At 33.4% G+C, this 24,031-nt stretch carries 25 protein-coding genes and 1 tRNA gene; 12 read left to right on the forward strand and 14 right to left on the reverse strand.

Annotated features, from left to right (window positions below; all coding sequences use genetic code 11):
- The first annotated feature begins 200 nt into the window (after positions 1 to 200).
- Complete coding sequence (locus B0A68_RS16665; protein WP_035686406.1) at positions 201 to 860, forward strand: HAD family hydrolase; 660 nt, start codon at positions 201 to 203, stop codon at positions 858 to 860.
- A 150-nt stretch (positions 861 to 1,010) separates the two neighbouring features.
- Here the strand turns inward: B0A68_RS16665 and B0A68_RS16670 are convergent, their stop codons facing one another.
- The 4 genes from B0A68_RS16670 to B0A68_RS16685 all read right to left on the reverse strand — a co-directional run bounded on the left by B0A68_RS16670 (position 1,011) and on the right by B0A68_RS16685 (position 3,696).
- The gene (locus B0A68_RS16670; protein WP_035686403.1) at positions 1,011 to 1,964 is read right to left on the reverse strand and encodes a WD40/YVTN/BNR-like repeat-containing protein; all 954 of its coding nucleotides are present in this window, start codon (positions 1,962 to 1,964) and stop codon (positions 1,011 to 1,013) included.
- 75 nt (positions 1,965 to 2,039) lie between these two features.
- On the reverse strand, positions 2,040 to 2,693 hold the full coding sequence (locus B0A68_RS16675) for a 3-keto-disaccharide hydrolase (RefSeq protein WP_035686400.1): 654 nt from the start codon (positions 2,691 to 2,693) through the stop codon (positions 2,040 to 2,042).
- Positions 2,694 to 2,961: 268 nt separating this feature from the next.
- Positions 2,962 to 3,390 (reverse strand): YcxB family protein, encoded by a 429-nt coding sequence (locus B0A68_RS16680; RefSeq protein WP_165571347.1) that lies wholly within the window; start codon positions 3,388 to 3,390, stop codon positions 2,962 to 2,964.
- Positions 3,391 to 3,465: 75 nt separating this feature from the next.
- Positions 3,466 to 3,696, reverse strand: coding sequence for a helix-turn-helix domain-containing protein (locus tag B0A68_RS16685; protein ID WP_035686389.1), 231 nt, complete (start codon positions 3,694 to 3,696; stop codon positions 3,466 to 3,468).
- 86 nt (positions 3,697 to 3,782) lie between these two features.
- Between B0A68_RS16685 and B0A68_RS16690 the strand changes: the two genes are divergently transcribed.
- On the forward strand, positions 3,783 to 4,016 hold the full coding sequence (locus tag B0A68_RS16690) for a hypothetical protein (RefSeq protein WP_035686388.1): 234 nt from the start codon (positions 3,783 to 3,785) through the stop codon (positions 4,014 to 4,016).
- Between the two features lie 308 nt (positions 4,017 to 4,324).
- Here B0A68_RS16690 and B0A68_RS16695 read toward each other — a convergent pair whose 3' ends face one another.
- Both B0A68_RS16695 and B0A68_RS16700 read right to left on the reverse strand, forming a co-directional pair.
- Positions 4,325 to 5,173, reverse strand: a complete 849-nt coding sequence (locus tag B0A68_RS16695; protein ID WP_035686386.1) for a hypothetical protein — start codon at positions 5,171 to 5,173, stop codon at positions 4,325 to 4,327.
- A 181-nt stretch (positions 5,174 to 5,354) separates the two neighbouring features.
- Positions 5,355 to 5,436, reverse strand: a tRNA-Leu gene (locus B0A68_RS16700).
- A gap of 109 nt (positions 5,437 to 5,545) precedes the next feature.
- Here B0A68_RS16700 and B0A68_RS16705 point away from each other — a divergent pair.
- From B0A68_RS16705 to B0A68_RS16735, 7 genes are all read left to right on the forward strand, one after another.
- Entirely contained in the window at positions 5,546 to 6,934 is a 1,389-nt protein-coding gene (locus B0A68_RS16705) for a dipeptidase (RefSeq protein ID WP_035686385.1), read from the forward strand.
- A 153-nt stretch (positions 6,935 to 7,087) separates the two neighbouring features.
- Positions 7,088 to 7,804: an energy transducer TonB gene (locus tag B0A68_RS16710; RefSeq protein WP_051892698.1), complete on the forward strand. Its 717-nt coding sequence runs from the start codon at positions 7,088 to 7,090 to the stop codon at positions 7,802 to 7,804.
- A 222-nt stretch (positions 7,805 to 8,026) separates the two neighbouring features.
- Entirely contained in the window at positions 8,027 to 8,452 is a 426-nt protein-coding gene (locus B0A68_RS16715) for a hypothetical protein (RefSeq protein ID WP_035686383.1), read from the forward strand.
- A 10-nt stretch (positions 8,453 to 8,462) separates the two neighbouring features.
- Positions 8,463 to 9,425 (forward strand): DUF6624 domain-containing protein, encoded by a 963-nt coding sequence (locus B0A68_RS16720; RefSeq protein WP_035686380.1) that lies wholly within the window; start codon positions 8,463 to 8,465, stop codon positions 9,423 to 9,425.
- Between the two features lie 86 nt (positions 9,426 to 9,511).
- On the forward strand, positions 9,512 to 9,883 hold the full coding sequence (locus tag B0A68_RS16725; RefSeq protein ID WP_035686378.1) for a BlaI/MecI/CopY family transcriptional regulator: 372 nt from the start codon (positions 9,512 to 9,514) through the stop codon (positions 9,881 to 9,883).
- Positions 9,880 to 11,103 (forward strand): M56 family metallopeptidase, encoded by a 1,224-nt coding sequence (locus B0A68_RS16730; RefSeq protein WP_035686374.1) that lies wholly within the window; start codon positions 9,880 to 9,882, stop codon positions 11,101 to 11,103. The genes B0A68_RS16725 and B0A68_RS16730 overlap by 4 nt, the downstream gene beginning before the upstream one ends.
- A gap of 28 nt (positions 11,104 to 11,131) precedes the next feature.
- Entirely contained in the window at positions 11,132 to 11,569 is a 438-nt protein-coding gene (locus tag B0A68_RS16735; RefSeq protein WP_051892695.1) for an energy transducer TonB, read from the forward strand.
- A 73-nt stretch (positions 11,570 to 11,642) separates the two neighbouring features.
- Here the strand turns inward: B0A68_RS16735 and B0A68_RS16740 are convergent, their stop codons facing one another.
- Positions 11,643 to 13,007 carry a saccharopine dehydrogenase family protein gene (locus B0A68_RS16740; RefSeq protein ID WP_035686372.1) on the reverse strand — a complete coding sequence of 455 codons (1,365 nt, stop codon included), beginning with the start codon at positions 13,005 to 13,007 and terminating at the stop codon, positions 11,643 to 11,645.
- Between the two features lie 185 nt (positions 13,008 to 13,192).
- On the opposite strand from B0A68_RS16740, the gene B0A68_RS16745 reads away from it, so the two are divergent.
- Both B0A68_RS16745 and pckA read left to right on the forward strand, forming a co-directional pair.
- Positions 13,193 to 13,579 carry a DUF423 domain-containing protein gene (locus tag B0A68_RS16745; protein WP_035686370.1) on the forward strand — a complete coding sequence of 129 codons (387 nt, stop codon included), beginning with the start codon at positions 13,193 to 13,195 and terminating at the stop codon, positions 13,577 to 13,579.
- Between the two features lie 203 nt (positions 13,580 to 13,782).
- Positions 13,783 to 15,387 (forward strand): phosphoenolpyruvate carboxykinase (ATP), encoded by a 1,605-nt coding sequence (gene pckA, locus B0A68_RS16750; RefSeq protein WP_035686367.1) that lies wholly within the window; start codon positions 13,783 to 13,785, stop codon positions 15,385 to 15,387.
- A gap of 113 nt (positions 15,388 to 15,500) precedes the next feature.
- Here the strand turns inward: pckA and B0A68_RS16755 are convergent, their stop codons facing one another.
- Both B0A68_RS16755 and B0A68_RS16760 read right to left on the reverse strand, forming a co-directional pair.
- Positions 15,501 to 16,559: a phytase gene (locus tag B0A68_RS16755; RefSeq protein WP_035686365.1), complete on the reverse strand. Its 1,059-nt coding sequence runs from the start codon at positions 16,557 to 16,559 to the stop codon at positions 15,501 to 15,503.
- Positions 16,560 to 16,634: 75 nt separating this feature from the next.
- Positions 16,635 to 19,445: a TonB-dependent receptor gene (locus B0A68_RS16760; RefSeq protein WP_035686363.1), complete on the reverse strand. Its 2,811-nt coding sequence runs from the start codon at positions 19,443 to 19,445 to the stop codon at positions 16,635 to 16,637.
- A 229-nt stretch (positions 19,446 to 19,674) separates the two neighbouring features.
- Between B0A68_RS16760 and B0A68_RS16765 the strand changes: the two genes are divergently transcribed.
- Positions 19,675 to 20,775: a DUF4407 domain-containing protein gene (locus B0A68_RS16765; protein ID WP_035686361.1), complete on the forward strand. Its 1,101-nt coding sequence runs from the start codon at positions 19,675 to 19,677 to the stop codon at positions 20,773 to 20,775.
- Positions 20,776 to 20,903: 128 nt separating this feature from the next.
- On the opposite strand, the gene B0A68_RS16770 is transcribed toward B0A68_RS16765, so the two are convergent.
- From B0A68_RS16770 to B0A68_RS16790, 5 genes are all read right to left on the reverse strand, one after another.
- Positions 20,904 to 21,626, reverse strand: coding sequence for a PH domain-containing protein (locus tag B0A68_RS16770; protein ID WP_035686359.1), 723 nt, complete (start codon positions 21,624 to 21,626; stop codon positions 20,904 to 20,906).
- 83 nt (positions 21,627 to 21,709) lie between these two features.
- The gene (locus B0A68_RS16775; RefSeq protein WP_035686356.1) at positions 21,710 to 22,081 is read right to left on the reverse strand and encodes an MmcQ/YjbR family DNA-binding protein; all 372 of its coding nucleotides are present in this window, start codon (positions 22,079 to 22,081) and stop codon (positions 21,710 to 21,712) included.
- Positions 22,082 to 22,095: 14 nt separating this feature from the next.
- On the reverse strand, positions 22,096 to 23,157 hold the full coding sequence (locus B0A68_RS16780; protein WP_035686354.1) for a DUF4421 family protein: 1,062 nt from the start codon (positions 23,155 to 23,157) through the stop codon (positions 22,096 to 22,098).
- Between the two features lie 49 nt (positions 23,158 to 23,206).
- Positions 23,207 to 23,560: a DUF4260 domain-containing protein gene (locus B0A68_RS16785; protein ID WP_035686353.1), complete on the reverse strand. Its 354-nt coding sequence runs from the start codon at positions 23,558 to 23,560 to the stop codon at positions 23,207 to 23,209.
- Entirely contained in the window at positions 23,557 to 23,958 is a 402-nt protein-coding gene (locus B0A68_RS16790; protein ID WP_035686352.1) for a GNAT family N-acetyltransferase, read from the reverse strand. Before B0A68_RS16790 ends, B0A68_RS16785 begins: the two co-directional genes overlap by 4 nt.
- Positions 23,959 to 24,031: the final 73 nt, after the last annotated feature.

The following is a 24,031-nucleotide window of genomic DNA, read 5'->3' on the forward strand; positions in this document are numbered from 1 at the left end:
CCGAAAAAGGCGAAAATTTATTCTCTCGCAGATTTGACAGATTAAGCAGATTTAATTTTTTAAAATATGATAATAATAATCCGCATAATCTGCCAAATCTGCGAGAGTAAAAAAAAACCTTAGCGAATCTCTGCGAAAAATCTCCGAGCAACTCTGCGGAAAAACTTATCTTGCGACCGTTAAAAAAACAAAAATAAATAATGAAACAGCAATGTGTAATTTTTGATATGGATGGCGTGATTTCTCACACTAATCCGCATCATGTGAAGGCTTTTGAGGCGTTTTTCGATAAATATAATGTCCCTTATACCAATGAAGAGTTTGAAGAACATATGTACGGAAAACATAACAGCTATATTATGACGCATTTTTTTAAGCGTCCAATTGAGGGAGAAGAACTTCTAAAACTCGAAGACGAAAAAGAAGGAATGTTTCGCGAAATTTATAAAGACAAAGTCGATACGATTCCGCATTATTTGGATTTTTTAAGCGAATTAAAATCTCGCGGATTCAAAACGGCTGTTGCCACATCAGCGCCGCGTGCAAATTTAGATTTGATTGCAAACGCCTTAAAAATCTCAGACAAAATGGATTCGATGATGTCCAGCGAAGACGTTACGTTTCATAAACCAAATCCCGAAGTTTATCTAAAATCGGCAGAACATGTTGGCGTTTCTCCGTCTGATTGCGTGGTTTTCGAAGACTCTTTTTCGGGCGTTACAGCGGGACTAAATGCAGGAATGAAAGTCGTTGGTGTTTTGAGTACGCATACAAAAGAACAGTTGCCGCCATGTGATTTTTACATCAATGATTACAGCGAAATCAATGTGGATAAGATAATTGAGTTATTAAACAGCTAGGATTTTTAAACCATATAAGTGATATAAGTTCATTTAAATACAGCCTTTGTCAAAGTTTTAAACTTTGACAAAGGTTTTTTCATATTATAGTCGCAAAGTATTGTCATTTTTAGGAAGGAGAAATAACAAACTAATGAATTGCCTCCAGTTTTAACTGGAGGTTTTTAATTTTTTCTTAAGAAACAAACCGTTGTCTCCTATTGCAAATACCACATTATCTTTGGCAATAATTTTTACGATTGGTTGAGTAGTTTTATTGTAAACTATTTTCCAATCTAAGCCAGCATTTGTAGTTTCTAAAATCTGCCCGTCATAGGTTGAAAGGTATCCCGTATTTTCATTAATAAAACAAACAGATAATGGAGAACCAGTCAAGTTTGATATTTTTGTCCAACTATTAGAGCCGTTAATGGTTTTGTATAATTCGTTTTTAGCATTAATGTAATAACCAATATTATCTGATATAAAGGAAATTGATAAAATGTTTGAATTTGAATTCAATATTTTAGTCCAGGATTGACCACCATCTGTAGTTTTGACAATTTCACCTGCATCTGTATTGTCATAGGTAGCTCCGCCTGAAGCGTATGAAACCAAATCCGAAGTTATTTGTAAATTTTTTAAAGAACTGAAACTTTCATTATTGTACTTTTCTGTCCAATTATTTCCAGAATCGGTTGATTTTAAAATTGAATTTCCTCTTAATAGTAATCCCTGAGCAGGATTATAAAACTTAATGGCAAAAATACTTGAGCCGCTTGAGAGATTTTCATTTTTTTTAAACGCAGTACCAGAATTTGAAGTAGCAAACAGGTCAAGTCTTGCGGTGTAGAAATTTTGTTCGTTTAGCATAAAAGCACTCATAAATGTTTGAGTAGTTCCTACATCTAATTTATTCCACGTTTTTCCTCCATCATTAGTTTTTGCCAAAAATCCTATACTGCCGCAAATTATTCCTTGATTTTTATTTATAAAGGAAATGTCAGTTAAGCTTTGAGTGGTATTGGTATCCATTTTTTCAAATGCATCTACAATTTTATCTTCATCAGAAGAACAGCCAAGAATTCCTAAAGTTAGAATCAAAAAGCAAATCAATTTTTTCATAACAATCTTTTTTAAGAAGATGATTGATTATCAAAACGGTTGCGTAGAATTAGGAAGAATTTTTTTGTTTAAATACTATTTCGAGATATTTTTTATTCTAATATTTTTAAAATCAATCGGTGAACGCTCATAATTTAAAGAGATTTTGCCTTCTGTCGAAGAAGCTTCCGTGCATTCGTTTACTAATTTCCCGTTTAAATACTGCGTGATTTTTCCGTTTAAGGATTTAATGACAATCGAATTCCATTCGCCATACGGATTTTCATTTTCTAAAAATTTAGGAGAAACCACACTGGCACCGGCTTCAACCAATTTTCCGTTTACTTTTGCCGTTACTTGATCCAAAAAGATAAAATCTCCTGTAGTCTTTTCTTTTATTTGAAATTGAATTCCTTTTGGCCAGATTTTGTCAGAAGCGTCTAACGGAATATTATACATTACACCGCTGTTTTTGGCGCCTTTTGTTTTGTATTTCTCTTCAAGATTCCATCTGTATTCTAGAGTAAGTTCAAAATTTTTATAGCTTTTATTCGTCATCAAACAACTTTGATCTTCTCCGTGCATGCGAATGATTCCGTCTGCAAATTCATACACGTTTGACGGTTCCTGCTGCGCTGTATTTGTTTTCGAAAAAGCATACCAATCGTCTATTTCTAAGCTTTTTGGTTTAATAGCACATGAATTTAAGACAACAAGAAAAACAATGGCAAAAGTTGATTTTTTGAACATGAGTATAAGTTTAAAACAAAGCCGATTAACCTGATTGAGATTTATTAAAAAGTAAAAATAATGATACAGGTTAATATAAAAAATAGGTAATTCTGGTTTTTTGTTTTGAAATTTTTAAACACTCAGTTATTTATGAAAAACGAAAATGAAAAGGTGAGATTTTAAACCATATAAGAAATATAAGTTCATTTAAATAAAAGAACATAATTTGAATAGGCTTTAGTTTTAACTTGAGGTTTCAAAGAAAGTCTTTCGTTGAAATTTAAGATTATCTGTTCTTTATTTTCAAAAAAACATTGTTTCTAAACCAATTTTCATCTTCTGTAGTTTCAAAAATTCGTTTTGGAAGAAAAAGTGTCTGACCTTTAGAAAGGTATAAAAGATAAAGATCTTTTAACTCCAAAACTTTTATGAAATTCTGTACAGCAATTGTGCTTTCTGATATTTCACCCATATTAGTAATTATTCTATCAGGGAAAATTTCGTGTTGTCTTTCGTTGTAAATAATCTTGTTTTCATTTGAATTTGCAAAATTCCAATATTTATAAATAGTAAGAATAGGATATATAAATCCAAGAACTATAATAAAAACGCTAAGAGAATCATTCTTTCCGGTAAAAAGAACTACAGAAGAAAACATCCACATAAAAGCAAATAACCATCCTCGTCTTTTTAATTCAAGTCTAGTAAGGAACATGAAATATTCTTTTTTGGTAAGTTGAAATTTTTTGGTTTTAATCATTGAAGGTTGTTGAAATTGGATTTAAGTTTTCTATTTCAAAGGAAAATCAAGCAATTCTTTAGGTTCAATATCTAAAGCATTTGCAATTTTTACAAGAGTTTTTACACCAGTATTTAATTTAGCTACTTCTATTCTTGCTATTTGAGATTTAGTAATATTACAATCATCGGCTAAACCTTGTTGGGATAAGCCTTTCTTTTCACGTAACTGTCTAATGTGAATTCCGAGATTTACAAGAAAAGTTTCTTCTGAAATATTCATATTTCAAAAGTCACAAGATTTATTTTGTTCATGTAAGCAAATTTGCCTACAAATTATTATATTTGAAGAATATAAAAAATAAGACAATGACTACAGAAAGCTTTTCAAAAGAGGTTGAAACAAGACTTAAAGATTTTTTTATTGATGTTATGGATCCCAAAGATATGGCAAAGACAATTCGACAAGTAAATTATGTTCTTTCTTTATGTTTAATGCGGGGCTGCGAAACTGCAGAATCTGAAATAAAAAATATTGAAGATAATTTTTATTGGCTCAATAAATTAGCTGAAGTCTTAGATCCTTATTTGGATGTTGATTAAATAGAAGATTTGGTTTTCTGTAAAGTTTGTCATTTCGACCGAAGTATTCTAAACCCGACAGGTTTTTAAAACCTGTCGGGTTTGATGCAAGCTTATCACTTCTATAAATTGCGATATTGTGATTACCTTGCGCTTCAAGGGATTGAAATCCCTTGCTACAAAATAAATCATTCCTTCGGAATTTTACATTTAGCGTTACGTAGGAACAAATTATATTGTAGGGATAGATTTTAATCCATCTGAGCAATCAGAATCGTCATTCCAACTAACGAGCGTACAGTATTTTTTGTTTTAAAGATTAGTAAAATCTAAATTGTTTCAATCGATTTAAAATGTAGTAACATTTGATAATGTTCATTTTCTTGCACGGGATAAATTATATATTGGAATTCATCTACTCTTTTTGCTTTTGGAGCAATATATTTAATGAAATCGTCAAAAGCTACTTTTACAATTGCTTCATTTTTTTTAATCAAAAATATATAATCAGCTTTAGGTAATAAAACTTTAAAGTTCGCAGGAAATATAGTTATTGATTTTTCTTCTTTTTCATCTGGAAAATCCATTATGCGTACAGAAGGAAACTCTATGTCATTTTCTTGGTCTTCTAAGTATTGAATTTTTCTGATTTCTTCTATCAATCTGTCATTTAACATTTCTGGAGAATGAATATTCTGAGAAAGTTTATTAATTATGTAGTCACCGGCATAATAATGTCTTATGCATCCCATAAAAGTTAATGCTCCACCAGTTTCTTGTATCATGTGGATAAAACTTTCCATTGATAAATGCTTTACTTCTTCAATCCATTTTTCATTGTAATTTTTTTCAAATTTATCAAGAGAAATTTCATCATCAAATTCCGGTTCTATTGTTGAGTCATTAATTTCTCCCAATGCTAAAGAAATTTTAACGGCCAATCTCCAATCATCTTTTGTTGCTCCAACATTAACTTCAACATCATATTTATCAGGATTTGTTGTAACGGCAACTCCTCTTGAAGATAGTTTTGGCAGATAAAACTTTGAGTATCCATCTAAAGGTTCTTGAGGATTTATTCCAAATGAAATTTTAGTTTCGGCTGGTAAGTGTTTATTATTTAATAGTTGATCGTACTTAATTTTTTGTTTGTTCTTGATGTAAATATGGAAGCTCATTTTTAATAAGATATAAGATAATTGATTTTTACTTTAGCTAAAGAATCAAATATAAAAAATTTCTTAAAACGGATAAAAGAGCTTTTGTCTGTTTAAGATTTTTATAAAAGAATAAGTAGTAGATCAAATAAAAAATACTCAAAAACAAAAAAGCTTCTGATTTCTCAGAAGCTTTTTTCAGTGCGGATAATAGGACTCGAACCTACACGCCTTGCGGCACCAGATCCTAAGTCTGGCATGTCTACCAATTTCACCATATCCGCGTAATTGTGGGTGCAAAGATAAGCATACTTTCGAATATTCAAAGAAAAATATCAAAAAAAATATTAATTCTCTTTTTTGTACATTTGGGTTTGTATAAAAATAATTTAAATGGAAAATATTAAATCCTACGTTCAACAACATAAAGATCGGTTTATCAACGAATTGATCGAATTATTAAAGATTCCGTCGGTAAGTGCCGACACTGCATACTCACAAGATGTTATCGATACTGCCGAGGCTGTAAAAGAAAGTTTATCAAAAGCAGGGTGCGATTTAGTAGAAGTTTGCGACACTCCGGGTTATCCAATTATTTATGGAGAGAAAATAATCGATCCAAATCTTCCGACGGTTTTAGTTTACGGACACTATGATGTGCAGCCGCCAGATCCTTTAGAATTATGGACTTCACCACCGTTTGAACCTGTTATTAAAACTACAGATATTCACCCAGATGGTGCAATCTTCGCCCGCGGTGCCTGCGATGACAAAGGTCAGATGTACATGCACGTAAAAGCGCTTGAATATATGGTACAGAACAATGTTTTGCCTTGTAACGTAAAATTCATGATCGAAGGAGAAGAAGAAGTTGGTTCGGCAAGTTTAGCGTGGTTTGTAGAACGCAATCAGGAAAAGCTAAAAAATGATGTAATCCTGATTTCAGATACTGGAATGATTTCTAATCAGCAGCCGTCAATTACGACAGGTTTGAGAGGTTTGAGTTATGTAGAGGTAGAAGTTACGGGGCCAAACCGCGATCTGCATTCTGGTTTATACGGCGGAGCAGTGGCGAACCCAATTAATATTTTGGCAAAAATGATTGCTTCTTTGCATGATGAAGACAATCATATTACGATTCCGGGATTCTACGATAAAGTTCAGGAATTATCTGCCGAAGAAAGAGCCGAAATGGCAAAAGCGCCTTTTAGTTTAGAAAAATATAAAAAAGCTTTAGACTTAAACGATGTTTACGGCGAAAAAGGATATGTAACAAACGAACGTAACTCCATCCGTCCGACATTAGACGTAAACGGAATCTGGGGTGGTTACCAAGGCGAGGGAGCAAAAACAGTAATTGCAAGCAAAGCTTTTGCTAAAATCTCAATGCGTTTGGTTCCAAATCAGGATTGGCATGAAATTACCGATTTGTTTACAAAACATTTCACAAGCATTGCGCCAGCTGGAGTTACGGTAAAAGTAACGCCTCATCACGGTGGCCAGGGTTACGTGACGCCAATAGACAGTATTGGTTATCAGGCAGCAAACAAAGCGTATACAGAAACGTTTGGAGTTCCTGCAATTCCGGTTCGTTCTGGAGGAAGTATTCCAATTGTGGCTTTGTTTGAGAAAGAATTAAAAAGCAAAACAATTTTAATGGGATTTGGTTTGGACAGTGATGCAATTCATTCACCAAACGAACATTTCGGAATCTTTAATTACTTAAAAGGAATCGAAACTATTCCGTTGTTTTACAAATATTTTGTAGAATTAAGTAAATAAGTTTTTTGCTCTCAAAGGCAAAAGGCCGCAAAGTTTAATTTTTAAGATATAGAATCCGTTCAGAAATGAGCGGATTTTTTTTGTTTACTATCGAAGTAATCTCTTTAGTTTAATTTAGTATTTTTATCACAAAACAACCCAAAAACCATCATTATGCTTTTTAAAATTAATTCAGGATTTAAGATTACTATAGTTCCAATTTTGGTTTTACTGCTTCTGTTTAGTTCCAAAAGCTTTAGCCAGGAAACAAAAATATTAGAGACTTATTATGCCAAAACTACTTTTAACATTAAAGATGAAAAAGGCGATATCACAGGCGAAAAAAGATTTGATGCTCTCACTATAAAAGAAATAAAAACGCTCCAAAATATTTTCTATAAGGATATTGACGAAGTTAGAAAAAGTGTATTGCATTCAAATAAAGGGATTGATAAAAAGATTGATGAAAAGATTAATGAAAAGATTGCTAAAAAGATTAAAGATGGAGGACCAAATGTTGTCGAAATAGACGTTTATAAAATAAGAAAAGGGTTTGATGCTGTAAACGGAGTATATCCTGCGGGAAATCTAACAGTGAAACCAACATATCCGGGAGGAATGGAGGAGTTTTATAAATTTGCTGGTCATTTTTTTAAAGTTCCTAAAACCCCTGACGGTGTCTTGCTAAAAGGAAAGATATATGTCACTTTTGTGGTAGAAGAAGATGGTTCTCTAACCGGTTTTAGAGTCTTGCGAGACTTAGGTTACGGAACAGGAGAAGAAGCATTGCGTATTTTGCGAATGTCTCAGAAGTGGATTCCGGGAGAAATACACGGCGAAATAGTGGCAGCTCAATATACTTTGCCTATAAGTATTCAGGATGCTAAATAAATTTTTTTAAAAAGGGGCAAAGGTGCAAAGTTGCAGAGGGACAAAGGTTTCAAAATAGTTTTTTTTAGTTTAGCTAAAGACTATTTCGAAACCTTTGCTTTAAAAAAAAAACTATGAACCTTTGATTCTCTGCAACTTTGCACCTTTTTTTTCCTTTTTATTTGTTTATTAAAAATTAAACTCTACATTTGTAGAACAACATCTATAAATGTAGAGTAAGAAATGAAAGACCTTTTTTTAATATTGTTTTGCGGGTTATTGCTTTTGGGATGTAAAAGCAAACCGATCAATCAGAAAATTGATCATAAAAAAGAAGGTGTCTGGATTGATAATTATACACAAGACAGTACCAATTATAAATCTTACGAATATTATAAACATGATGTTCCGGTAAAAAAGTGGAAATCTTATATTAATGGTAAAATCTACAAAACAGAGAAATATAAAAACGGAATCTGTATTGTAAAAAGTTATTACGAAAATGGAAAACTAGAATCAAAAGGAAAAACAAAATTAGAAACAAATTCGGTTGAGACCCATTGGTTTTATTTTGGAGAATGGAAATTCTATTCAGCAAAAGGAAAATTAGTCGAAATTAAAAATTACAATAAAGGAGAATTAGTCTCGGAACAAGAAATAAAACATTAGCTTTAAATTTATGAGAAAAATAATTGCTTTCTTTTTTATCGTAATTAATATTAGCTTCTTACAAGCCCAAAGTTATAAAGACTGTGTTGCAAAAGCAGATTCCTGTTATAGGGCAGGGAACTATAAAATGTCTGTTAGTTATTACGAAAAAGCCTTTAAAATTGAGCAAAAATCATCAAAAGATTTTTACAATGCAGCATGTTCCGCATCTATGGCTAAGGAAAATGAAAAAGCATTTAAGTGGCTCAATCTGGCAATTGATAACGGATATGAAAATATCGCACACATACAAGTTGAGAGTGATTTGATGTCTTTGCATACAGAAAAAGAATGGAAAAAGACAATTGATAAACTGCAAGAAAAAGCAGATAATCTTAGTGCGGATTTTGATAAACCGCTGCAAAAGGAACTTTTAGATATTTATACAGATGATCAGAGCATTCGTGGAAAATTTATGGATGTTTATAAAGATCCTAAATCAGATAAAAGGAAAATTGACAGCATTGGTCAATTAATGAATAAACAAGACAGTATAAATCTCATTAAGGTGATGAAAATACTTGACGAAAAAGGCTGGATTGGAAAGGATGTTGTGGGTGCGGAGGCAAATAAAACCATATTTTTGGTTATTCAGCATTCTCCTTTAAAATATCAGCAAAAGTATTTACCTATGATGAGAGAGGCGGTAAAAAAGGGAAATGCAAATAGGGTTAACTTAGCCTATTTGGAAGACAGAATAGCTTTAAGGGAAGGAAGGCATCAAATTTACGGAAGTCAAACAGCAAAGAATAGAATAACGAATAAATGGTATGTATCGCCTTTGATAGATCCGGATAATGTAGATAAGAGGCGTGCTGAGGTTGGACTTGGTCCTATGTCCGAATATGCGGCAAAAATGAATATCGAATGGAATGTGGAGGCTTATAAAAAAGAATTGCCTGAATTAGAAAAACTTGAAAACATTAAAGAATAAAGAATAGATTTTATTATTCAGGAAAAAATAAACAGGAGAGAAAACCTGAGACCCTTAGAATCTTAGCAACTTAGAACCTTAAAAAAATGCAACTGTCAAACTCAGAAGAACAATTAATGGAGCATCTTTGGAAGCTTGAAAAAGCTTTTATGAAAGATTTGCTCGAAGCATATCCAGAACCTAAGCCGGCAACGACAACTGTTGCAACGCTTTTGAAGCGAATGATTGATAAGAAATTCGTAGCCTATACTGAATTCGGCAATTCCCGGGAATATTATCCGCTGGTAAAAAAAACAGTCTATTTCTCTAAACACGTAAACGGACTCATCAGCAGTTTCTTTAATAATTCGGCATCACAATTTGCTTCTTTTTTTACCACCGAAACCAATTTATCAACTTCGGAATTAGAAGAACTTAGAAAAATAATTGATTCAGAAATTCAAAAAAAGAAAAAATGATAATCTATCTTTTAAAATCAGGAATACTGCTTTCGGTTTTTTATTTAGTATATAAATTCTGGCTGGAGAATGAAAAAATGTTTCGCTTTAACCGCGCGTATTTGTTGGGGTGTTTAATCTTTAGTTTTGTAATTCCGCTTCAGATTTTTTCGTTTGAATCTACTTTTTCAAATAAAATAGGATTGATTCAGCTGAACGAATTGGTGATTCAGAAAAGCAATAAAAATCTGTTGTTGATTTCATTTAATGATTTTGTAATGATTTTAATTGGAGTAGTGTATGCTTCTGTGGTTTTGCTGCTAACGGTTCGGTTTCTTTTGAGTTTAAATACATTTTATAAGAGAATTAGAAATAGTGAAGTACAGTTTATCAAAGGAGAAAAGATAATTCTGATTGAAGAGCCGATTTTACCGCACTCGTTTTGGAAATCTATTTTTATCAATAAAAATGAATTCGAAAAAGGTAAAATTCCATCAGAACTAATAGCGCACGAAAAAGCACATTTAAAGCAAAAACATACTTTAGATATTCTTTTTGTTGAGGTTCTGCAAATTGTATTTTGGTTCAATCCGCTGGTTTTACTTTATAAAAAAGCAATCAGACTAAATCATGAATTTCTCGCCGATGAGGCAGTAAATAAGCAGTTTGGCGCTGTTGAAAGTTATCAAAATCTATTATTGGATTTTGCTTCTAATAAAAATACGATCGCTTTGGCGAGTAATATCAATTATCTAATAACTAAAAAACGTTTACTTATGATGACTAAAAAAGAATCTCCGATTAGAGCTGCATTAAAAGTATTTAGTGTAGGAGTAGTGTCTGTCTTATTATTGTTTGTTTTTAGCACAAAAACAATGGCGCAGAAAGTAATTAATAAATCAGATGTTAAAGAAAAAGATCTTTATGAACTGGATGGTGTCGAAAAGTTGCCTGAATTTCCCGGAGGTACTGCAGAGTTTTATAAATTTATAGGTGAAAATTTTAAAATGCCGACAGCAATCGGAAAAAATAAAATAGATGGCAAAACTTACATGCAGTTTATCATTGAAAAAGATGGAAGTTTATCTGATATTATTACGCTAAAAGATGCTGGTTATGGAATAGGTGATGAAGCCATTCGCGTTTTGAAACTTTCTCCAAAATGGACAGCAGCAACTCATAAAGGAAAACCAGTTCGGGTAATGTACAGTCTGCCTATTACGTTTCGTGCTGAGAAATAATAAGATAAAATAATTTAAAAATACATTTATGTCGATCTGTTTAAATTCAACCCTAAAATTAAAAGTGTTTACTTTTCTCTTTTTTTCTCTTGTTTTAAAGAGTAATGTGTATTCACAAAAACAATTAAGTACTGATAGAGAAGATACTATAACCTTTAAGACATTGGCGGAAGTTGAAGTTAACCCAGAATTTCCGGGAGGTATAGATAAATTTTACAAATTTGTAGGGAATAATTTTAATAGATCTGATAAAGAACCTTATGGAAAAATAGTGGCTCAGTTTATCATTGAAAAAGATGGAGGATTGTCTAATATTGAAATAATAAAGAATGAGGTTGGAGTAATTTCGGGAGCAGAATATATTCGTGTTTTAAAAAAATGCCCAAAATGGATTCCTGCATCTGATAATGGTAAGTTGGTCAGGGTAATTTATAAGTTACCAATTACATTACAAGGTGGTAAATAAAAAAAATCCGCTTCTGGAGATAGAAGCGGATAAAATTAAAAACTAAAAAAATCTCAAAAAAAAACTAATCAGATTAAAATAAATCTGGATTGTATCCAAAGTAAGGCATGGTTTGTTCATTAAAAATGACGCCATACTCTTCTAATTCTTTTAAAATGGGCAGATAAACTTCTTTGTTTATAGGAAGTTGTACGCCGGGAGTGGTAATCTTGCCGTTTAAAATCAATAATGCAGCCATCGCAACAGGAAGACCAACCGTTTTTGCCATAGCAGTATAAGTCTGATCGTCTCCAATACAAACCATTTTCGAATCTATTTGTTCTTTTTTACCATTAAGTTCGTATCCGAATTTATGGTACATTACAATCATATCTTTGTCGTCTGGTTCTAAAGTCCAGCTGTCAGAAAGTATTTTTTCTAAAATTTGAGCTGGTGTAGCATTTTTTAAATTTACTTTCTTATTTGGGTTAAATAAATCCAATTCCAGAAGTTTATCCCACATAATATCGTCTTGGTCAATTTTTAAAATCAACCTTGTTTTTATCTCTACAGAATCTGTTGGATGATAAGGCAGAAAAGAATTTACAAACTGGCGGTAACTCATATTTTCAGAATCTTCCATAATATAACTGTCGTCTGTCATTCCGAGCTGTACAAACATATTCCAGGCTTTAGAAAAACCAACCCTTCTGATTGTTCCCCTGTATAAGGTCAGAATGTCATCCAGACCATAAATCGAGCGGTATTTTAGAGAATCACGATTCGAATAAGCTTCAAATTTTCCGTAACCTTCAACTTCAAGAAATTCAGTTCTTCTAAATAAATTGCAATAAGGAATATATTTGTAAGTTCCTTCCTGAACAAATTTAGCCGCACCGCCTTGTCCTGCCAAAACTACATTTCTTGGTGCCCATGTAAATTTGTAATTCCACAAGTTATTATCACATTCGGGAGCTACTAAACCACCGCAAAAAGATTCAAAAAGCAGCATATTACCGCCTTTTTCCTGAATCTCGTCAATAACTTTCATGGCGCTCATATGGTCTATTCCGGGGTCAAGACCAACTTCATTCATAAAAATCAGATTGCTTTCTTTGGCTTCGAGATGAAGCGCCTGCATGGCATCGCTGATGTAAGATGCCGTGACAAGATGTTTTTTGAACTGCAGACAGTCTTTTGCAATTTCGATATGCAGATGTGCCGGTAACATCGAAATCACAATTGATGCTTTTTCGACAGCAGCTCTTCTTTCGTCGGCATTAAAAATATCTAAAGCAAGCGGAGTTGCGTTAGGATGTTTTTGTGTTTTTTTTTCGGCCAAAGCCAGAGAGAGATCTGCCACAACAAGATGCAGTCTTTCGGTTTCTGATTTTGATAACAAATACCGAATCAACGAAGATGCAGATCTGCCTGCTCCAATTATTAAAACACTTCTCATAATTTAAATATTTAACACAAATATATTGAAGTGTTATAAATATAACAATTAAAATAAGATTAAGTTGAATTATTTTTTTCGTAAAAAATGAATTCAGCATTATATTTTTTCCGAAAAAAATTAGAAAGTAAAATGATTTTAAAGCAGATTGAAGTATTTTTGTGTGAAATTGAATCTAATATATTATGAAAAGAAGAATCGTTTTGACGGGAGCTTTTATTGGCATGCTGGCTATTATTTTTGGTGCTTTTGGAGCACATCTTTTAAAAAAATATCTTTCTGTTGATCAACTAAATACTTTTGAAGTTGGTGTTCGCTACCAGATGTATCATGCCTTTTTTTTATTCTTTCTTTCTACCAGAAAAGACATTGCCGAAAAGACTTTAAAAACAATATACAATTTGGTTGTTGCAGGTGTTTTGCTTTTTAGTGGTTCAATCTATTTACTAGCGACAAAAGATGTTACTGTTTTTGATTCGAAAATTATCGTATTCGCAACACCTTTAGGAGGTTTTCTATTAATTATAGCTTGGGCGGTATTATTCTTTACAATTTTGAGGAGAAAATCATAAAATCCCGAATAAAAAATTCTATCTGAAAATTAATTTTTAATTTTGTGTCATAAATAACATATAACGTTGCTTATGTGAATTTTTATTCCTTTTTGCTAAAAACAGAAAAGAATCTAACAAATTCATTTTGTGAGTTATAACAAACAAAAGAGAAGATCAATGCTTACCTCTTTAAAAACAACATCACACACAACTTAAAAATTATGGACACTAACACAGTTTTCGCGCAATCGATTTCGTTGAAAAATTTAGGAATTGAAAATGCAAAAGTTCGGTATCAATTATCTGCAGATGAATTGCATGCGATTACTTTGCAGTCGGGTCAAGGCGTTGAGAATTCTACAGGAGCATTGGCAATTAATACAGGTGAATTTACTGGTCGTTCTCCGCAAGATCGTTTTATAGTAAAAGATAGTATTACCGAAGATAAAGTATGGTGGGGAAATGTAAACATTCCTTTTGAATCTGAAGCTTTTGATAAATTATACAATAAGGTAACAGCATTTTTATCAAACAAAGAAGTTTTTGTTCGTGATTCTTATGTATGTTCCGACCCAAATTATAGATTAAATGTTCGTGTTGTAACAGAAACAGCTTGGTCTAATTTATTTTGCTACAATATGTTCCTTCGCCCGGAAGAGTCAGAATTGACAAATTTTACTCCAGAATGGACTGTGATCTGCGCACCAAGTTTTATGGCAGATCCTGCTGTAGACGGAACACGTCAGTCTAATTTTGCTATTTTAGACTTTACTAAAAAGATTGCACTTATTGGCGGAACTGGGTATACAGGAGAAATGAAAAAAGGGATTTTCTCTGCTTTAAACTTCATTTTGCCAGTTTTTGAAAATACACTTCCAATGCATTGCAGTGCCAATGTTGGTGAAGCTGGAGATACAGCAATTTTCTTCGGATTATCCGGAACAGGAAAAACTACCTTGTCTGCAGATCCCGATCGTAAATTAATTGGTGACGATGAGCACGGATGGACCAGCGAAAACACTGTTTTTAACTTTGAAGGAGGTTGTTATGCTAAGGTTATTAATTTGACTGAAGAAAACGAGCCAGACATTTTTAGAGCCATTAAAAAAGGAGCTCTTTTAGAAAATGTAGTTTTTAAAGCAGGAACAAACGAAGTAGATTTTGATGATGTTTCGATTACTCAAAATACACGTGTAAGCTACCCAATAACACATATTGACAATATTCAGCCGGATTCTATCGGGCACAATCCAAAAAATATATTTTTCTTAACGGCAGATTCTTTCGGTATCCTGCCTCCAATCTCAAAACTGACTCCAGGTCAGGCTGCGTACCATTTTATTTCAGGATATACTGCAAAAGTTGCCGGAACAGAAGCAGGAGTTACAGAACCACAGCCTAATTTCTCGGCTTGTTTTGGAGCACCATTTATGCCTTTGCACCCAACGCGTTATGCCGAAATGCTGACTAAAAAAATGAAAGATGCCGGAGTAAAAGTTTGGTTAATCAATACAGGCTGGACAGGCGGAGCATACGGAACAGGAAGCCGTATGAAATTAAAATATACTCGTGCAATGATTACTGCTGCCTTAAAAGGAGAGTTGGACAATGTAGAGTATGTAAACCACAAAGTGTTTGGAATTGCAAAACCACAATCTTGTCCTAATGTTCCAAGCGAAATTCTGAATCCTAGAAATACTTGGGAAGACAAAGATTTATACGATAAAAAGGCAGTGGAATTGGCTCAGAAATTTAAAGCTAATTTTGCCAAATTTGAAGAATTTGCCAATGCCGAAATCTTGGCTGGCGCACCGATTACAGAATAAGGGGCAATTACTAATTCAAAGTGAAAAAGCTGTTCAGTGATGAACAGCTTTTTTTTGTTTCAGGTTTCAAGTTTCAGGTTTCAAGTTCCAGTTGGAACTTGAAACAAAAATAACTATTTCCTACCTTCGTCAATACGCTTTTGCATCAAATCCCAAGTATAATAATGAAACGTCATTCCGTTGCTCATCGCTATAAAAAGTCCGTTTTTGTATTTTGGACCTAAGTTTACATTTGTAACATCAGCACCGTCGCACTCCACCGTAGAAGTAGGAATTTCTGCCAATAATGGATACTCGTTTGGATTTCCTTTAGCGCCTTCTCTCGGATAAACCATAAAAGTATTTGCCTGCTGGTTAGATACTAAAATATATCCTGTAGAATCTGTTTTTTTGTAAATCGCGATTCCTTCGTTATCTGCTTTGAAACCCGTTTTTCCAAAAAGAGCTAATTCTTTATTATCGTTTAATGCAGGATCGGCTTTGTATTTTCTGATTCCAAACTGCTCGTCACAGTATAAAACAGTTCCCAATTCATTATCAACTGCAATTGCTTCTATTTCTTTCTTTCCGCTGTAGGCACCAAATTTACGAACCACTTTTGCTGTCGCCGCTTTTCCGGAACCCGAAAGTTCATACTGCCATAAATAACTTCCTGAAGGACCTGATTTTCTGCCTACGATTGCAAAAATCTTTTGGTCGCCAGGACGCGTGTATAAGGCAATTCCCATTGGGTCGCGTAAATCTTCGCCTTCAAAAACTGCTATTCCGCCATTATCAATCGGTTCTAAATCTGGCAGACTAAAAATTCTGATTTTGTTAGTTTCTCGTTCTGTGGTAACTGCAATGTCTACTTTTTTTCCGTCAATCAATAATCCGTACGCGATATCAACATTGTTTGGCCTTTTTAAAACAATTGATTTTTTAAGTATTTTTCCATTCAAATCAAAAGCATACAACGCTCCGTCTGTATCTTTATCGGTTCCTACAATAATACTTTTTGAAGCATCAGTTGGGTGAATCCAGATCGAAGGATCGTCTGTGTCATGAGGCAAAGCTTCTGTAACGGTAGTTGGTTTTACTGCATTTGCTGCAACCGGTGCTAATTTATCGTCTTTACAGCTTGTAAATAAAAGCCCTAAAAGTAAAAAAGATAGAATAGATTTATTTTTCATTATGATTTTTATTTAAAATGAAATTAGACAGAACCGCTAAGTTCTGTCTAATTTAAGAAATTTATAAATGGATTATTACAAATCTAATTTCAATCCTAAATTGTAACGAGCCTGGTAATATTCAGCTTGTTTAGTATGCGCTTCAACACCTTGATAGTAACGCAATGGCTGATTTGTTAAATTATTGGCTTCTGCAAAAACACGAAGTTTTGGCGTGATTTTATAAGAAGCATTTGCATCAAGAAAAAATTGTTTGTCGTAATAACTGTCTTTATAAGATTCAGAACCCAATTCGTCTAAATAATCAGATGTAAAGTTTGTCGAAACTCTTGCAGAGAAACGTTTGTTCTCCCAAGACAAAGATCCGTTAAACATGTGTGGAGTTGTTCCCGGAAGGCTGATGTCGTTTCTTTCGTTTCCGTCTTCATCGGCAATTCCTTTTGCTTTAGATTTTGTGTAAGTATAGTTTAAATAGATACCAAAACCTTTAAGGAATTTTCCTGGAAGAAAATCTAACTGACGTTGAAAAGCGACTTCAAATCCGTAAACATCAACATTGTCACCGTTTCTAGATTGTAAAAAAGACCAGTTTTCTCCTGCTGGAACCGGGTTAACCTGATTTGGAAAATCATTTGCAAATTTCTCGGCAGTATATTGATTGTCGCTGTAGTTGTAAATGAAATCATTTAATTTTTTATAGAAAACACCTCCGGAAATTAAACCAACAGATTTGAAATAATTCTCAACCATAAAATCATAGTTATAAGAATACGTAACATTTAGACCTGGATTTCCAGCAGTTATCTCTTTGTCTGCAGCGATATTATTTACATAAGGTGCCAGTGCATAATAATTTGGTCTTGCCAAAGCTGTTGTAGCTGCAGCTCTTAAAACTAAATCTTTTGTGGCGTTGTATTGAAAAGAAATACTTGGCAGTAAATTAGTATAAGAATTGGTATTATTAATTTTACTTTCTAATTCTTCTTCATCCAAAACGCGGTTTCCTGTATAATCAATATGTGTATTCTCTAAACGGAAACCTAAAACCATAGAAAGTTTATCGTTAAAATCCTGATCCCATCTTACGTAAGCTGCATAAATACTTTCTTTAGCATTATAGTTTACTGCTAAGAATTCTGCCGGATCCGATTCTTTATCGAATAATGCAGCGTTATTTAAGTCTAAACTCCCTAAAAAAGATGCCGATGCAAAGGCTCCGGGAACATATTGACTTCCAGGATTAAAACCTTTTCCGTCGTAATAGCTTGTTGGAATATCAGATAATAAATCCATTCCGCCATTAATTGATTCATAAGAATAGAAATTATTATTTCGCTCTTTTTCTTTCAAACGAAGTCTAAGACCTGTTCTCAATCTTCCTTTTTCTCCTGGAATTACAGAGAATGGAAAACGGATATTTACTTTTGCACCAAATTCGCTTTCGCTTGTTTCATCTGTGTTTTCTGTAACCGAATCAAATTCGAATTGGTCAAGAGATTCTCCTGCTGTTGTAACCAAAGGAAATCTCTGATCTGTAAGATTTTCAAAAACCTCTAATCCTTTTTGACGGTATTCAATATAACGTTCACCGGGACGATATTCTCTGGCTTTAGCATAATTTGCAGACCAGTCTAAATCTAATTTAGAGTTGATTAAATGCTCTCCTCGAATAGAATAATTCTGCACACGCTGATCTTCTAATCTTCTGTTTTTATTTCTGCTGCTGTCCAATCCTCCTTTTGTCTGACGTTTTGCGCGGCCTTCAAAACCAATGATTTCTTCGCCATTATAAAGCGGTTCAATATCATCGTAAGTCGTTCTAAAACGGTTTTCTCTATCGTCTCTCCAGTTGTAAATTGCGTTAGCAAAAATGGTGTTGTTTTCGTTAAATTTATAATCTAAAGCTACAGATCCACTGCGGCGAATACGTTGTACATCATATTTTCTAACTTCGGCAGCTTGTATAAATTCGTTTCCGAAATCATCTTTTACCCATTCGTTCTCGATGTTATCAGAACCATAATCTACATTATTATAAGAACCGCTTACAACGACACCTAATTTATTATCAATAAATCGATTTCCGTATACTAAACCTGCAGTGTAAGAAGCATGATCACGAATTGGTAAGTAACCTCCGGCAAGAGTTGCAGAGATTCTTTCGCCGTTTGGAGTTGCTCTTGTGATTAAGTTTACAGAACCTCCAATCGCATCTGCATCCATATCAGAAGTTAAGGTTTTGTTTACTTCGATAGTAGAAATCATATCAGACGGAATTAAATCCATTTGTACGTTTCTGTTATCACCTTCTGCAGATGGAATTCGGTCTCCATTTAACGTAACCGAGTTTAATGACGGTGCCAAACCTCTAATGATAATATTTCTGGCCTCGCCCTGATCGTTCTGCATTGTGATACCCGGAACACGTTTTAAAGCGTCTCCCACGTTTGCATCTGGAAAACGTCCCATTTGGTCAGACGAAATTACGTTTCCAATGTTTTTATTATTTTTCTGCTGATTTAACGCTTTGGCCTGACCTTTTAAGATGTCTCCAACCACAACTTCATTCAACTCAGTTCCAGAAGTTTTCAGTGCAAAATCAATTACATTATTTTTTCCTTGTTCAACTTTAATTTCTTGTACAGACGACTCGTATCCAATATATTTAACTTCAACTTTATAAGTTCCTTCGTTAATATTAAGAAGTTCAAAACGTCCGTTGTAATCCGATACAGTATATTTTTTTTCTCCCACAATCTGGATCATTGCGCCAGGCAGGGGCAGTTTGTCGTCAGCGTCTAATATCTTTCCTGATATTATCGCTTTTTGAGCAAAACCAACTACTGTAGCTAGTAAAAATACTGCTAATAGAAATAATTTTTTCATTGTGTGTTTTATTTTTTACGAAACTAAAGCCTGCACATTATTAAACTCTTCAAAAAAAATTAACATAGTGTTATGATTGGCAAGATATATTTAGAAATGATTAATGTTAAAATAACATACGAAGCATAGGGTTTAGCCGAGTGTTAGTAAAAACAAAATCAACTATTTGTATGAGAATCAAAATTTTGGCGTTAAATTTGCCATATCAATCACAATCAAATCATCAATCATGTTAAAACAATTTTTCATCCTGTGTTCAGGAGCAGACCGCGATCTTCTCGACGGCTGTTCAGAAGGCGAGCAAACCAAATATGCTGGTATTGGCGCCACTGTTTTTTTTACTGCAGTTATGGCTTTTCTTGCCAGTGCTTATGCGCTTTTTACTGTTTTTGACTCTATTTATCCAGCTTTAATTTTTGGATTTGTCTGGAGTTTACTAATCTTTAATCTTGACCGTTTTATTGTTTCGACAATTAAAAAGCGCGATCGTTTTATGGATGAATTTCTACAGGCGACTCCTCGTATTATGCTGGCCATTATTATTGCAATTGTAATTTCGAAACCATTAGAAATTAAAATTTTTGAAAAAGAAATCAATACCGTTTTATTAAAAGAAAAAAATGAAATGGAATTGGCCAATAAAAAGCAAGTTGGTAATTATTTCAAATCGGATCTTGATAAAAACAAATCTGAGATTGCAGCATTAAAAGCAGATATTCTAAAAAAAGAAAAAGAAGTAAACGACTTATATTCGACTTATATTACTGAAGCCGAAGGAACTGCCGGAACTAAAAAATTAGGAAAAGGTCCGGTTTACAAAGAGAAACGAGAAAAACACGATGCCTCTTTAAAAGAATTAGCGGCTTTAAAAACAGCGACCGAAGTTAAAATTGCCGAGAAAGAAAAAATAGGCATACAATTACAAGCCGATTTAGATAAAAAAGTTTCGCAGACACAGCCAATCATCGAAGGTTTTGATGGTTTAATGGCGCGTATAAATGCACTAAACAAACTGCCTTGGTTACCCTCATTTTTTATAATGTTATTGTTTCTTGCTATTGAAACTTCTCCAATTATTGCAAAATTACTAGCTCCTAAAGGCGAATTTGATTTTAAACAAGAAGAAGCCGAAACTGCAATGCAAGCAACTTTGGAGCAAAATAAATATCAACGCGAATTATTAAAGAAAACAAGTGCTTCTATGCATGATAAAGTATATGCAGATATCTCAGAAGATAAAAGTCTCTACGATCTGCAGCGCAAAAATGCAACTGAATTATTAGAACTTCAATCGCACAAATTTGTAGAAAAGCAGAAAGCTACGCTTTAGTCTGAAAATCGAAAGTCGAAAGCTTTGAGTATAAAAAAAGCCAGAATAGTGTTTTTCTATTTCTGGCTTTTCTATTTTAATGAGTGAAAGACTTTCAGACTTTATGACTTTCAAACTTTAAGACTACACTACATGTAGCTCAATATTTCTTTTTTGTAAGCATCGTATTCGCCTTGCATGATCAATCCGTTGTCAAGGAGTTTTTTGTAATTCTGCAATTTATCAAAAAGTTCTTCTTTAGATAATTCGCTTAATTTACGATCTCCGGATGGTGCTGGCGCCTGAGGCGGAATTTGCTCATAAGTTTCATAAACAGGAGCAGCTGGTAAAATTTCGGCAAAACTGGTTACTTCTTCCGTTTCAACCTCTTCAATTTCTTCCACTTCTTCAATTTCGTCTTCAACTAGCTCTTCTGCTTGTACAGTTTCAACTGCTGGAGCTGCTGCCGTAACGGGATTTTTTAAGATATCCAATTGTTCTTTAGCATAAGTATAAATCTTTCTTGCCTGGATTTTTGGAATATAATCTATTGAAACTGCTAAATCTGTTTTGGTGCCAAATGAAAATTCAGAACCCAAAATGTTTTCTTTTACAAAAGTACTTGCAATATCATCCCAGGTATAATCTGTAAAATCCATAGAAAGACCTAAATTTTTAGGTTTACAGATAATGATTCGCTTATTTGTTAAGACAATACTATCAGGAAAAACAGTAATTGCCGGTTTTTTCTGCACAGCAATATAGCCAACTTCTTCGCCTCTCATCAATAAATCGTTGAGTTTTGAAGTAATTTTTTCAATTGCTTTTGGATCTTGTTCTTCGTTTAAAAACTTTTTAAATTGTTCTTTCATTTTTGATAAAGTTGCTAAAATTACAATCCCGAAACCTCGGGACTGAGTCCTAAGTTTTTTTACTGACGTTGCAAATGTAATGCCTAATTTTCTAATTCAATAATTTCATTCTGAATTTTCTTGGTCAAACTTTTAAAAACCAATTCATACGAATGATCAATTAATTCTTTTATCATTTTGAGCGGAAGATTTCCGTTTAAAGCAATGGTATTCCAGTGCACTTTACTCATATGAAAGCCCGGTTTTATCTCTTCGTATTCTGCTCGAAGCTCCTGCGCACGATCAGGATCACACTTTAAATTGACAGAAGCCTCATTCTTTTCCCATTGGGACAAAGAAGAAAGCGCAAACATTTTCCCGCCCACTTTAAACACCAAAGTATCTTCGTCAAAAGGAAAATGCTCTGTAACTCCTTTTTTGGACAGGCAGTATTCGTAATACATCTCTAAATTCATAAAATAAAAAATTGTTACATTTTAATTTTTTCTTCGACTTTCTCTATTGGTTTTGAGATAAAATTTGGCGCACCAAAACGATATCCAAAATATAATAAGCCGTAAAGTTTGTCATTTTCGGTACGTGTTTTTCGGTCAGAATTATACCAATTTGCATTAAAATTAAAACTCGCACCAAAAAGTATCCTGTTCGAATTATAACCCATCTTGATACCGCCTTCTAAAAATCGGGTAAAATAGGTTTCCTTTTCTATCGTTCTTATCTGGTTTTCGTTTGTTATATCTTTAGAAAAACGGATCCCTAAAGAGGGTGTAAAATTTGGGGCAATATAAAACTTTTCGGCGATGATAAAATTATAAAAATAACTCAAACCCAACCTAAAATTAAAATTATCTTCCTGAGATTTAATATTGTTCTGATCAAATGAAAAACGACTGTAATCGTACCATAGAGTTGGAATAAAACTTCCGGCGCTCTTTTTTTGCCATTCGGTAAAGGAAGAAATGCTTTTTAAAGAAAACTTAGGATTAAAAACATAAGAAGTTGACATTCCGAATGTCTCATTTTTAAGGTTCGGAAATTGCAGATACGGGTCTTTTCCTTTTGTCCAGTCCGGCAAAAAATCGGCTGTATTTTCTACGTAATAACCGCGGACTTTACTGTAATTAAAGTTTTGAAGCCAATGCCCAAGAAAGAGACGAAAGTTATAATCTGAGAAAGATGATTTTCCTTTTAAGCCGTTATCGTTATTGCCGCTAAATATTTTTGGAAAAAAGCCGTAACTAAAACCAATAAATTTATAATCGACCGTAAAGAATAATTTGTAATCGTTATTGGGACTCAATTTAAAATTCGTACTCCCTTTTGATTTCAGAAAATAAGAATCGGTTTGCGTACTTAAGTTCGCTCTAACCATTATTTTATCCGGATAATAAATAAAATCTGCGGTATCTTTTTTTGTAAAGCCTTGCGAATATATCAGTTGGAATTGAAAGAAAATTAAAAGCAGAAACAAGAATGATTTAAAAAAACCTACACAATTAATAGTGATATTTAAAAAGGTTATGGTCTTCATTCTTTTGAGATAAAAACTTTTCTTACAAAGATATCATTTATTTTGAATATTATTTTTTGCCCACTTCACCCAAATGTGTGTACTTAAAACCTGTTTCATATTTTAAACCATAACCAAAAAAACGATCCATTGCGGCGTGAGAAAATAAAATCAAACCAGCCAGCTGCAAAGCTTCATTCTTTAAGAAACATCCCAGAATATAAACTAAAACAGCAATGCCGCGATGATGAAATAGATTGTACGAAAGAGCTCCAACTTTGGCATTAAAAGCATAGCCGATCATAGAAAAGTCTGGAGCCAGAATCCACACTAAAAACCAATACCACTGATAATCTAAGAGACTGAATAAATAGATCCCCAGAGCAAATAAACCGAATTCTTCTAATTTTAGAACTGTTTTCATATAATTACTTTTTCCATCATTTTTTCTGGATGCGCGAGTGCTTTAAAACCAAATTTCTCATACAAAAAATGAGCATCAGTTGTAGCGAGACGCCATATTTTTACCTGCTGTAATTCAGGTTCATTCATCATTTTTTCGATCAATAACGAAGAATAACCGTTTCCGCGGAATTCCTCTGAAATAAAAACATCCATCAAATAAGCAAAAACCACATAATCTGTTATAACACGCGCAAAACCAATTTGTTTTTCGTCAAGATAAATTCCAAAGCAGACTGAAGCGTCAATTGTTTTCTGAACTTCTTCGATCGTTCTTCCTGCCGCCCAATAAATATCTTTTAAAAAGTTCTGTATAAACGGAACATCGAGTTTGCTCTTGTCTGTTGAGATGCTAATCATATGATATTGTTTTTTTTCCACTAATTACACGAATTTACACTAATTTTTTTTGCCCCAGATTAAAGAGATTCTC

Source organism: Flavobacterium reichenbachii, from assembly GCF_002217435.1.
Lineage (GTDB): Bacteria > Bacteroidota > Bacteroidia > Flavobacteriales > Flavobacteriaceae > Flavobacterium > Flavobacterium reichenbachii.

Bases quoted from the DNA above. Each gene is read 5' to 3' on its own strand.
- B0A68_RS16730 (WP_035686374.1), top strand. From the start codon at position 9,880: ATGATAATCTATCTTTTAAAATCAGGAATACTGCTTTCGGTTTTTTAT.
- B0A68_RS16765 (WP_035686361.1), top strand. From the start codon at position 19,675: ATGTTAAAACAATTTTTCATCCTGTGTTCAGGAGCAGACCGCGATCTT.
- B0A68_RS16690 (WP_035686388.1), top strand. From the start codon at position 3,783: ATGACTACAGAAAGCTTTTCAAAAGAGGTTGAAACAAGACTTAAAGAT.
- B0A68_RS16675 (WP_035686400.1), bottom strand. From the start codon at position 2,693: ATGTTCAAAAAATCAACTTTTGCCATTGTTTTTCTTGTTGTCTTAAAT.
- B0A68_RS16720 (WP_035686380.1), top strand. From the start codon at position 8,463: ATGAGAAAAATAATTGCTTTCTTTTTTATCGTAATTAATATTAGCTTC.
- B0A68_RS16725 (WP_035686378.1), top strand. From the start codon at position 9,512: ATGCAACTGTCAAACTCAGAAGAACAATTAATGGAGCATCTTTGGAAG.
- pckA (WP_035686367.1), top strand. From the start codon at position 13,783: ATGGACACTAACACAGTTTTCGCGCAATCGATTTCGTTGAAAAATTTA.
- B0A68_RS16775 (WP_035686356.1), bottom strand. From the start codon at position 22,081: ATGAATTTAGAGATGTATTACGAATACTGCCTGTCCAAAAAAGGAGTT.
- B0A68_RS16770 (WP_035686359.1), bottom strand. From the start codon at position 21,626: ATGAAAGAACAATTTAAAAAGTTTTTAAACGAAGAACAAGATCCAAAA.
- B0A68_RS16685 (WP_035686389.1), bottom strand. From the start codon at position 3,696: ATGAATATTTCAGAAGAAACTTTTCTTGTAAATCTCGGAATTCACATT.
- B0A68_RS16735 (WP_051892695.1), top strand. From the start codon at position 11,132: ATGTCGATCTGTTTAAATTCAACCCTAAAATTAAAAGTGTTTACTTTT.
- B0A68_RS16670 (WP_035686403.1), bottom strand. From the start codon at position 1,964: ATGAAAAAATTGATTTGCTTTTTGATTCTAACTTTAGGAATTCTTGGC.
- B0A68_RS16780 (WP_035686354.1), bottom strand. From the start codon at position 23,157: ATGAAGACCATAACCTTTTTAAATATCACTATTAATTGTGTAGGTTTT.
- B0A68_RS16680 (WP_165571347.1), bottom strand. From the start codon at position 3,390: ATGTTCCTTACTAGACTTGAATTAAAAAGACGAGGATGGTTATTTGCT.
- B0A68_RS16785 (WP_035686353.1), bottom strand. From the start codon at position 23,560: ATGAAAACAGTTCTAAAATTAGAAGAATTCGGTTTATTTGCTCTGGGG.
- B0A68_RS16715 (WP_035686383.1), top strand. From the start codon at position 8,027: ATGAAAGACCTTTTTTTAATATTGTTTTGCGGGTTATTGCTTTTGGGA.
- B0A68_RS16760 (WP_035686363.1), bottom strand. From the start codon at position 19,445: ATGAAAAAATTATTTCTATTAGCAGTATTTTTACTAGCTACAGTAGTT.
- B0A68_RS16710 (WP_051892698.1), top strand. From the start codon at position 7,088: ATGCTTTTTAAAATTAATTCAGGATTTAAGATTACTATAGTTCCAATT.
- B0A68_RS16755 (WP_035686365.1), bottom strand. From the start codon at position 16,559: ATGAAAAATAAATCTATTCTATCTTTTTTACTTTTAGGGCTTTTATTT.
- B0A68_RS16790 (WP_035686352.1), bottom strand. From the start codon at position 23,958: ATGATTAGCATCTCAACAGACAAGAGCAAACTCGATGTTCCGTTTATA.
- B0A68_RS16740 (WP_035686372.1), bottom strand. From the start codon at position 13,007: ATGAGAAGTGTTTTAATAATTGGAGCAGGCAGATCTGCATCTTCGTTG.
- B0A68_RS16705 (WP_035686385.1), top strand. From the start codon at position 5,546: ATGGAAAATATTAAATCCTACGTTCAACAACATAAAGATCGGTTTATC.
- B0A68_RS16745 (WP_035686370.1), top strand. From the start codon at position 13,193: ATGAAAAGAAGAATCGTTTTGACGGGAGCTTTTATTGGCATGCTGGCT.
- B0A68_RS16665 (WP_035686406.1), top strand. From the start codon at position 201: ATGAAACAGCAATGTGTAATTTTTGATATGGATGGCGTGATTTCTCAC.
- B0A68_RS16695 (WP_035686386.1), bottom strand. From the start codon at position 5,173: ATGAGCTTCCATATTTACATCAAGAACAAACAAAAAATTAAGTACGAT.